Source organism: Nonomuraea diastatica, assembly GCF_004349015.1.
GTDB classification, from domain to species: Bacteria; Actinomycetota; Actinomycetes; order Streptosporangiales; family Streptosporangiaceae; genus Nonomuraea; species Nonomuraea diastatica.
Genome location: NZ_SMKP01000410.1, coordinates 1 through 1,437, shown reverse-complemented (window position 1 = coordinate 1,437; position 1,437 = coordinate 1). Strand labels below are relative to the sequence as shown.

General features: G+C 75.9%; 3 protein-coding genes. 1 reads left to right on the top strand and 2 read right to left on the bottom strand.

The features are described from left to right. Together E1294_RS55355 and E1294_RS51915 are read right to left on the bottom strand one after the other, a co-directional pair. On the bottom strand, positions 1-195 hold a 195-nt coding region (locus E1294_RS55355), incomplete at its 3' end, for a hypothetical protein (RefSeq protein WP_220448453.1). Positions 196-369: 174 nt separating this feature from the next. Continuing rightward, positions 370-555 carry a hypothetical protein gene (locus E1294_RS51915; RefSeq protein WP_132520745.1) on the bottom strand — a complete coding sequence of 62 codons (186 nt, stop codon included), beginning with the start codon at positions 553-555 and terminating at the stop codon, positions 370-372. Between the two features lie 52 nt (positions 556-607). On the opposite strand from E1294_RS51915, the gene E1294_RS51910 reads away from it, so the two are divergent. Next, positions 608-1,333, top strand: a complete 726-nt coding sequence (locus E1294_RS51910; protein WP_132520742.1) for a hypothetical protein — start codon at positions 608-610, stop codon at positions 1,331-1,333. The last annotated feature ends 104 nt before the right edge of the window (positions 1,334-1,437 follow it).

Here is a 1,437-nt window from a genome sequence, read left to right as displayed (position 1 = left end):
GCCCCAAACCACCGCCCAGCCGACCCCGGAAGCGGCACCGTCGGCCCGCCCCGAAACCACCGCCCAGCCGACCCGGGAGGCGGCACCGTCGGCCCAGCCCGAAACCACCGCGACCTCGGCAACGACACCGCCCGCCCAGCCCGAGACCGTCGCCCAGCCGACCCGGGAAACGCAGCCGTCCGTCCAGCCTGTCACGGAGGCCCGGCCCTCCGCGGAGACGGTTGCCTCCGTCGAGACCGGAACCTCTCCGGAGGCGGGTGCCCGGCCCGACGCGGCCCCGCAGCCCACCCAGGAAGCTGCCCCCCAGGAAGCTACCCCGCAGGCCACCCAGGAAGCGGCGGCTCAGCCGGCGGAGACGGCGACGCCGGTTCAGGAGGCGGAGACGGCGGCTCCTGCCCAGCCCAGCGAGACGACGGTTGCCGGCCGGCCCACGGAGGCGGCTCCTTCCGCTGCCGGAACGACGCCGTCCGGCGCGGCCACGACGCCCGCGACGACCGCCACGGACACGGCGGACACGAAGGCCCCCACCGACACGACCTCCGCGACGGCCCCCACCGACTCAACGTCCGCGACGGCCTCCCCGGACACCTCGCATGCAGCGGACGCCGTGGAGCCCGCCGAAGCTCAGGCCGGGACGCCCAGCGCCTCGGACGCGGAGCCCTCCGACGCCACGAGGGCCGGGACGCCCCGTGTCACGGAGGCCACGACCTCCGACGCGGCCGACACCATCGCCGCTGCCACAACATCAGACGCCGACACGACCGCGACGCCCGGCACGACCGAGGCCACGAGCTCGGATGCCGAGGGGCCAGAGGTCGCCGAGACGGAGACGCCCGGTAGCGGAGACGCCAAGACCACCGGCACCGAAGCCACCGACACTCAGGCCGCCGACCCCCACGCCGACACCCGGGCGAAGGCCCAGACGGAGGCCCAGACGGAGGCCCAGACGGAGGCCCAGACGGAGGCCCAGACGGAGGCAGAGGAATCGGAGTCGGCGGTTGTTCGTCGGTCGAGCGCTCAGCCCGCCACCCCGGAGACCGAGACCGCAGCCGAGGCCCAGACCGAGGAGGCGGCCGGGGAGGCCGACAGGGAAGCGAAGCCGCCGGCGCCCAAGCCGAAGCCCGCTCCGAGCCCCAAGCCGAAGCCGTCGGTGCCGGCGGCCCGCGCGGGCAAGGACACCGACAAGGGCAAGAGCAAGGACGACCCGGCCGTGCCGGTGCCGTCTCCACCCCCGGCCCCGGCCGCCCGTCCGGCGCGCAAGAGCTCCAGGGGCCGCAGGGCTTCGGTCCCGAGCTGGGACGAGATCATGTTCGGCGCCCGCCGCCAGGACTGATCAGGCCACGCACCGGCGGGCGCGTCCGTCGCCCGCGTGGAGCACCTGCCAGCTCAAAGCAGACCGGCGGCGCTCAGCGGCGGGGGACGTTCACGGGCGGGCGG